We start from the raw sequence: 7,659 nt of genomic DNA, 5'->3' as shown, positions 1-7,659 counted from the left end.
GCGGTGAAGAAGGTTTCTGGGTACCAAACTACCTTGTTGAACAGTACCCAGAGCTTACAACCATTGAAGGTGTGATTAAAAACGCAAAGCTGTTTGAACACCCAGAAGATGATGAGAAGTTTGCGTTTTATAGCTGCCCTGCGGGTTGGACTTGTCAGATTACCTCCGGTCACCTGTTCGATGCGCTTAAGTTAGAAGATCACAATTTTGAAATGGTTGATCCCGGCTCAGGCGCCGCTTTAGCAGGTACGATAGCGAAAGCTTACGAACGCAAAAAAGCATGGTTTGGATATTACTGGTCGCCTACGCCTGTGCTAGGTAAGTATGAAATGGTGAAGGTTGATTTCGGAAGTGGTACTGACATTGAGGAATTCCGTAACTGTACGACACAACCTGATTGTGAATCTCCTAAAGTGACCATGTATCCACCAGCACCGGTTCACACAATCACCACAGAAGCCTTTGCTAATAACGAACCTCTTGCCTACCAATACTTTGAAAAGCGTGGTTTTACCAATAAACAAATGAGTGAGTTGCTGGCCTGGATGGAAGACAACCAAGCCGACGCCGAAGAAGCCATGTATTACTTTCTAGAAAGCTCACCACAGGTATGGAAGCCTTGGGTGTCTGAAGACATCGCAAGTAAGGTTCAACAAGCCCTTTAGAGTGAAGATTCAAAGTCAGAGGCCTAGCCTCTGTTTTCGCATCTAAAGCAAGTTCTTACCGGACAGTAAATAGATGGAGTTTGAGAAAGGTTACTAAAAATTAAAGAAATGCGTTTAGCTTAAACTCTATGCAGATACAAAAAGACCACGCTAGGCGTGGTCTATTGCTTGGCTACTTCTCGATTTTAATATTTTCGACACGGGCCTTTAGTTTTTGTCCCGGTCTAAAAGTAACAACACGTCGAGCAGAAATTGGAATGTCTTCACCAGTTTTCGGGTTACGACCAGGTCGCTCGTTTTTCTCGCGAAGATCAAAATTACCAAAACCAGACAGTTTTACCTGTTCGCCATTTTCGAGCGCTTTACGAACTTCTTCGAAAAACACTTCCACCGTTTCCTTGGCATCCCGCTTGCTGTATCCGAGTGTCTCAAACAGGTTCTCAGCCAAATCGGCCTTCGTGAGTGCCATAAAACTTTCCTCAAAGCTATGTTAAACATTGCTACCATCGCCAGTAGCGCCAAAGCATTTACCCTATTCAATCAATGAGATAAGGTCATTTACAAGGAAAGTGTATGCCAAGCTTCTGATTTTCGCCAACTTTTTTATCTTAACTATTTAATTATTCTTTCAAATCAGAAAGATAACTCGCTTCAAATTTCACATATATAGCTAAAAACCATCTACTCAACAGTAACGAAATGGAGTTATATCCCATACAAACAACCATTAATAGAATTTAAAACTTTAGCGAACTAAATAATAATTTTTGAGACTTTTCTCCGATACCCAATAAAATCAGCCACTTGATTTGATATGGGACTCAACAAAGGTTACTAAATAAGCGTTATTAAATATAAGGTTTGTATCATTTCAGAATTTAATTCGAATTCACTTATAAAAGCCTATGTTCCTTTGAGGTTTTCGGTTACAACTTAACAGAGGATGGCTTGACGGAATCAGAACTCGATGAGTGTATCGAAATCAGAATAGAAATGATCGGTCTAGAAATAGAATATGATCTTGAGAGCCAGTTACTTGCGTGTATGGTTAGTTGATTGCTTAGTAAGTTGGTTATTTAAATAACTTCACTTCTTCGACATAGAATAAGACCTCACAAGTGCGAGGTCTTATTTGTCATTCAAAGCTGCTCATGCAATATCAGCTTTCTTCAATCATTTTTGTTCAGCAAGTGTTTGTGTCGCTTTGGTATTCGTTACATTCGCAGGTTTCACAATCAAACCAATCCCGACAAGAAACAGTATTGATGCAACAACCTGAGCCACAGACAGCACCTCATCATACATAAAGTAACCGCTAATCAATGCGAAGATAGGCACTAACAAGGTTAACGGCGCGGTCGTGCTTAAAGGGTATTGGATTAGCAGCTTATTCCATACCCAATAACCAAATAGCGTGGTTGGGTAAGCTTGAAACAGCACCGCAATCGTCGTGTTCCAATCCCATTGTTCGATGCCCTGGCAGATTATTTGGTCACCGTGTAACATCACGGAAAATAACACTAATGGCACTGGAGCAAACAGCATCCCCCAGACATTGAACGCAAAAGCTTGAGTGGTTTTCGATGCCTTAACAATCACGCCCATCAAGGTCCAACTGCACGCCGCAATCATAATCAAGATCACGCCATTAACGGTGACATTACCCGTAGCTGCAGATACCAATACCGCCAATGCACACATAGCTAGCATCGCACCCAATAATTTACGAATAGAAGCACTCTCCTTGAACAACCACACGCCAACCGCCATGCCGATTAATACGTTGGTTGAAAGCAAGACCGATGAAAGCCCAGACGATAAACCAGCAGTGATCGACCATGAAGCCATACCCCAGATACCCACACCGAACACAAAGCCATAACTGACTAAGTAGCGCCAAGCAACAGGCGATCAGCATGTCGACCGTGGTGAGCTGCTACCAAAAACTGGAATCACAAGGTTGGATTCATTCTCGACCGCAAGCGGGATATTTGTTTCTCCTCATAAACCTGCTCACTCAACCCCAGAGTGGGCACAGTTTGAGAGTAAGATATCGAGTGTTAAGCAAACCTCTTCGACCCACAACTCAATCAGCGGACCTTTAGGGGTTTCGAGCACCACCAATGATGAGCAGTCGATCGTAGAATTGGAACGAAGTTTTCGTCGCGCTATTAAACGGATGGGAAGTAGGCTCAACCATTACCCAGATACACAAGGCGAGCCGATTTTACGACAGGCATTATCCACTCATTTTGCCAAGCTCGATGTGCACTTTTCACCTGAAGAGATGGTGATTACGGCTGGCTGTATGTCTGCGATTAAGGCCGCACTTGAATCTTGCACTAAAGAAGGCGACACCATCGCTATTAGCTCGCCATGTTTCAACGGTATTCTGGAATTGCTCGGACAAATGTCGCGAAAAATCATCGAGATCCCGTCTCTAGATGATGGTGTCGACTTGCAACAACTGGAAGCGCATTTGAAAAATAAACAAGTCGATGCCGCGATCTTTTGTACCTCTCATATGAACCCTCAAGGGATCAACATGTCAGCCACTCAAAAGCAGAAACTGGCTGAATTAGCGAATCACTATCGAGTGCCGATCATTGAAGATGATGTGTATCTGGAACTGTCCTACTCCTCACACACGCCGCTCCCCGCGAAATACTACGACAAAGGCGGTTTTGTCTTATGGTGTGGATCAGTATCGAAAAGTTTGTCACCGAGTTACCGTTTAGGATGGTGCTTGCCGGGCAGGTTTATCAACGAATACAAGGCTCAGTTCTCAGCTGCGAGCTACGGCGTTGCCCTGCCCACTCAGCTTGCGGTTGCTGACTTTATTGGATCTGGTCAATACGCTAAGCACGTGAGGAGAAGATGCACTCAGATCTTGTCTTTGCGCCAACAATACCTAAGTTATTTGGCTCAGCACCTTCCTCAAGATGTGAAGATAAGTAATCCACAAGGTGGCATGGTGCTTTGGCTGCAAATCCCAAACTTAAACCAAGCAACCTTTGCTCAGGCAGTTGCCGACCAGAACATTGATATTAGGCTTGGACACCTGTTCAGCACTCTCGACCTTTACAGCAATTGCTTACGCATCAATATTGGGTATTCGTTAGAGGGTGGAGCCAAGCAGCAATTGGATGCCTTAATCGAGCTTATCCATATTCACAGCTAACAGCACGTAGCACGTAGCACGTAGCCTTTCAAAATCCGCTTTTTTAAATGCCTTCGAACACCGAATTTTAATAGCCTTTTATCATAAAAAAGAAGGCTATTATTCCCATCTGAACTAGGTTAAAGCCCCGAACCGTAAGGAAAATCACTCGCCTCAAAACCCTTAAATACTGAGTTTGCAAGCACGCACAAAAATATGCAACTTGGCTAATGACACCTCACTTTTAATCGTCAATATACAGCCGTCAGCGCTGGCGTTTTCCTGTATTTGAAGAGAACTATTATGAGTGATAAAACAAAAACCAAACCACTACCTTCCTTTATCGAAGAACGCTTGAACTTCTATATTCAAGACCTAATTACCCAGAACCAAAGCCAGAAGCATTTAGTATTGGGTAAACGCCCCCAGCGTAATTCCGTTGTGATGCAGAGCAATGATTACTTAGCGCTGTCACACAACAAACAGATCCAACAAGCCCATCAAGCGGCGATCTGTGAGCACGATGACAACGTGGTGATGTCTGCCATTTTCTTACAAGATGATCAGTCTAAACCTGCGTTCGAAACTGAGCTTGCGAACTATGTTGGAATGGAGAGCTGTTTGCTTTCTCAATCGGGCTGGGCGGCCAATATTGGGCTATTGCAAACCATCTGCCCACCGGGCACACCTGTGTATATTGATTTCCTTGCACACATGTCGCTATGGGAAGGGATTCGGGCTGCCGGCGCAGTTGCCCATCCGTTTATGCATAACAATATGAATCACCTACGCAAACAGTTAGAGCGCCACGGCTCAGGTGTCATTGTTGTCGACTCTGTTTACAGCACAATAGGCACCATTGCCCCACTACGCGACATCTACGAAATGGCGCAAGAGTTTGATTGTGCGGTCGTCGTTGATGAATCCCATTCACTGGGTACACATGGAGAAAATGGTGCAGGCTTAGTACAAGCATTAGGGCTCACCAACCAAGTAGACTTCATCACCGTTAGCTTGGCAAAAACCTTTGCTTATCGCGCCGGGGCAATCCTTGGTCCTAAACAACTGTCTAGAACCTTGCCGTTTGTCGCGTACCCTGCGATTTTTAGCTCGACGGTGTTACCACAAGAGGTGGTTCGTTTAGAGAAAACGTTGGAGGTGATCAAAGGTGCGGAAGACAAACGAGAAGCCTTATTCAATCGGGCAAAATCGCTGACTACGGGGCTAAAGCGAATTGGCTTTAATATCCGCAGTGAGTCTCAAATTGTAGCGCTAGAGTGCGGCAATGAAAGAAACACTGAACGTGTGCGTGACTTCCTAGAGCAGCGTGATGTGTTCGGTGCAGTATTCTGCCGCCCTGCGACTGGCAAGAACAAAAACATCATCCGTTTTTCAGTGAATGCCGATATGACACCAAGAGACATTGACCATGTGCTCACGGTTTGTCACGAAGCGTACCATCACCCCGAGTTAGAGTTCGTGTAACCTTGTTCAAACCATATTTATAACCAACACCAACGGCAGGACTGAATGGACGCTATCATGTCGCGATACAAAAAGAGCCCAGCAATTCGCTGAGCTCTTTCTTGAATCTATGTCTACCCAATGGCCGTGAACTTCAGACTATTACACCCGCTAAATCCAGTGAGCAATTTTATCAAACAGTCGGTTTTTATCGGCAGGTTTAACAATAAAGTCTGACATGCCTGACGATTCCATTTTCTCTAAAGTGACTGGCGAGCTGTCACCCGTGTGAGCAATAATTGGCACTGAAGAGTATGCTTTGTTAGCGCTTCGAATTCGACGAGAAGCTTCAACACCGTCCATGATTGGCATCTCGATATCCATCAGAATTAAATCAATATCATCGCTATCCAACGCGTCTAAGGCTTGTTGCCCATCTTCTTTCTGTACGACATCAAAACCCTGCTTTTCCAATAACATCGCGGTAAATCGGCGCAGAGATTCGTTATCATCGACCACCATGATCGTGCGCTTATTGGTAGCCTCTAACGGTTTTACAGAAACTGATGGCATCACATAGTTGGAGTCGAAAAGTAAGCGTTCGATGGTCGCCTTGGTATTCAGTAGCCAAACTTGTGTTTCCACCCAAATAGGTTCAAAAGCAACGTTTCGGACACGTTTAATTGGGTGATGTTCATACAAATAGATGATTCGAGCTTCAGTGAATGAAAGTAAAGATTCAACCCTATCGAGGCAACTTGCTCTTAAATCCAAGCTCTCCATGTCAACGAATATCAAGTCGAATTCGAACTGGTATTCCTTATTTTTAAGCGCTGATGCTACATCCAACACCGTGAGCTCAAACCCCATAAAACGGGCTACCTCAGTCATTTTATTGGTGAGAACTTTCTGGTCACTCACCATTAGCACAGTCTTAAGTTTAGTCAGTTCATTCTTGATTTCTTTCACCGAATGGGAAGACAAAGACGGAAAAGTCATCGTGAACTGTGTCCATTGATCCACTTCAGACTGACATTTAATTTCACCACCAAACGAGCGCATTACCTTCTGACAAAATGGCAAACCTAAGCCGTAATTACCCGATTGGCCAGTAGTATAAAAGTCCTGAAAAATGCGTCGAATCACATCATTTGAGATGCCTGATCCGTTATCGGTAACCATTATTTGATTGGCCACTTCATCACTACACATGGTGACATGAATATGAAAATCTTCAGGGCTGCGATGGTGGAATGCGTTCTTGAACAAGTTATACATCACGTACTTCAACAAAGTGTCGCTACCCAAGAAATCAAAGTTACTCTGTACGTCTAAAGAGATTGCTGATTTATCAGCAGAGCGCTTGTAATTGAAACTGTCTATCGCATCCTCAACCACCGCTTGCGCTGAATGCTTCTTAAACGTAGATCGAGAGACTCGGTTTTCATCAATTGAAGTCAGTAACAGATCTATCGTTTCGTTACCGGAATGAATGATCTCCATCGCTTCATCGCCCACTTCACGCAACTGAATCACTTCTTCATTGCTTAACGCATATTGCCCTTTTTGATCGCCACTTTTAGGGTTCGGCAATATGGACTGCATGACATCAATAGAGGTAAGTAATCCGCTTAGAGGGTTTCGCATCTCATGGGCAATACCCGCACCAAAAGACTTCGCCAATGACACCTTGTTTTCATGTTCCACCTGATTGCGGAAGTAGAACAAGTTGCCGAATAAGTAGATAAACAAAAAGATTGGCACATGCGTCCAATCCATTGTGAGTTCGAGGTAGAAGCCTTGTGCAATCCAAGCGCACAAGGTAGCAATCCCAATACCGGCAAAGGTTTGTGCAAACATCACTCTCGTCACGTGCACCAATAAAATATGGAGGAAAATAGCCGACATGAATGACATAACCCAAACGTTGGACCAATTATTCATTAGCAGCATGTAGAAGAAGAAACCTGGCAAACAGATAGTTACGGCAACTTGATAATAAGCCGGAAGGTATTTTCGCCATTCAAATGGGACGCGATTGCGAAATATAATGCCAAAGAACAATACCGAGCAAAACAGGCGAAGCGCTAAGTTTTCGTAGGGTTGCGGGAACAAAAACTCCCACACAATGTAGTAAATTGGGAAGCCGACAAAGCCCATCCAACCCACGAGGGTTAAATTCGGTTCTGCGTACTGGTAAACTTTACGAATCGCGTTCATACGAAATACTTTGCTCTCTAAGCCCTGACGTTTATTAATTCTATGATTTGGTTTTTATACTTATATTTTGGCGCCGATTATATTACACATCACGTCCGAGCAGTGAGGTTTCAATCAAATATGTACCAACGCATTTGTTTTTATTATTAA

At 43.9% G+C, this 7,659-nt stretch carries 4 protein-coding genes and 3 pseudogenes; 4 read left to right on the top strand and 3 right to left on the bottom strand.

The annotated features are described in order from the left end of the window. Positions 1-665, top strand: a 665-nt coding sequence (locus AB4375_RS18355; protein ID WP_372052226.1) for a glycine betaine ABC transporter substrate-binding protein, incomplete at its 5' end; no start/stop codon positions are given. 172 nt (positions 666-837) lie between these two features. Here the strand turns inward: AB4375_RS18355 and ihfA are convergent. Further along, positions 838-1,134 (bottom strand): integration host factor subunit alpha, encoded by a 297-nt coding sequence (gene ihfA, locus AB4375_RS18350; RefSeq protein WP_004734853.1) that lies wholly within the window; start codon positions 1,132-1,134, stop codon positions 838-840. A 449-nt stretch (positions 1,135-1,583) separates the two neighbouring features. Between ihfA and AB4375_RS18345 the strand changes: the two are divergent. Continuing rightward, a pseudogene (locus AB4375_RS18345) lies at positions 1,584-1,721 on the top strand (GTP-binding protein); the annotation flags it as partial. Between the two features lie 117 nt (positions 1,722-1,838). Here AB4375_RS18345 and AB4375_RS18340 read toward each other — a convergent pair. Further along, positions 1,839-2,570: pseudogene (locus AB4375_RS18340) on the bottom strand (DMT family transporter); the annotation flags it as partial. Between AB4375_RS18340 and AB4375_RS18335 the strand changes: the two are divergent. Together AB4375_RS18335 and cqsA are read left to right on the top strand one after the other, a co-directional pair. Beyond that, a pseudogene (locus AB4375_RS18335) lies at positions 2,561-3,846 on the top strand (PLP-dependent aminotransferase family protein); the annotation flags it as partial. The pseudogenes AB4375_RS18340 and AB4375_RS18335 sit on opposite strands and share 10 nt — an antisense overlap. Before the next feature lie 282 nt (positions 3,847-4,128). Next, positions 4,129-5,310 (top strand): alpha-hydroxyketone-type quorum-sensing autoinducer synthase, encoded by a 1,182-nt coding sequence (cqsA, locus tag AB4375_RS18330; RefSeq protein WP_017069831.1) that lies wholly within the window; start codon positions 4,129-4,131, stop codon positions 5,308-5,310. 150 nt (positions 5,311-5,460) lie between these two features. Here cqsA and AB4375_RS18325 read toward each other — a convergent pair whose 3' ends face one another. After that, positions 5,461-7,509, bottom strand: coding sequence for a response regulator (locus tag AB4375_RS18325; RefSeq protein WP_017069832.1), 2,049 nt, complete (start codon positions 7,507-7,509; stop codon positions 5,461-5,463). Positions 7,510-7,659 lie beyond the last annotated feature (150 nt).

Source organism: Vibrio sp. 10N.261.51.C6, assembly GCF_041471785.1.
GTDB lineage: Bacteria > Pseudomonadota > Gammaproteobacteria > Enterobacterales > Vibrionaceae > Vibrio > Vibrio crassostreae_C.
This window is presented reverse-complemented; position numbering and strand designations above follow the sequence as displayed.